This is a genomic window from Fructilactobacillus florum 8D, assembly GCF_000512295.1.
Taxonomy (GTDB): domain Bacteria; phylum Bacillota; class Bacilli; order Lactobacillales; family Lactobacillaceae; genus Fructilactobacillus; species Fructilactobacillus florum.
Genome location: NZ_ALXG01000021.1, coordinates 1 through 573 on the forward strand (window position 1 = coordinate 1; position 573 = coordinate 573).

The following is a 573-nucleotide window of genomic DNA, read 5'->3' on the forward strand; positions in this document are numbered from 1 at the left end:
GTTTGATTATGTTAGTAATTGTCAAAATATCTAGTGTCTTTGTACATCGCTCTCCCAAATACCCAATTCTAAATTATCCTGATTTAAAAGCGATGGTTAAGAATATTACTGAAACTCATCTTGAAAAAAATATTAATGTTTTGCAAATTAAAGCTTTTAATGCTAGTAGACTTGCTATGAAAATAATCTGTATTATCCTGTTTAATGCATTTTTTATCCCAATTACTTACGTAACTGACCATAATTCCACCACTATGGTTGTGATGGCTGGGGTGTTAATGGGACTTTTTGGATTTTTATTAATTTTTTATTGGTGTTTTACAAGTGCTCCCCGCTCGGAGATTAGTAATCATATTGATCAAATTGTAGTTGGAGAGATTAGCGATAATTGAAGTAATTATAAAAAAACGATCTTGTTTATGCGGTTGGAGGATGGTCATGGAAAGAGGCAATGCCAAATTATATGGGATTAGATTTAATTTAGATCATCAAGCAAGTTCTGACAGTCCTACGGATTCTCAGTGGTTTTTCCCACCGTACGCTTGGTTAGAAAAAGATGACCAGTGGTATTTG

General features: G+C 33.3%; 1 protein-coding gene. It reads left to right on the forward strand.

All coding sequences use genetic code 11. From position 1 onward, the window contains the following. A partial coding sequence (locus B808_RS06595) for a hypothetical protein (protein ID WP_035421697.1) occupies positions 1 to 392 on the forward strand: 392 nt, incomplete at its 5' end. Positions 393 to 573: the final 181 nt, after the last annotated feature.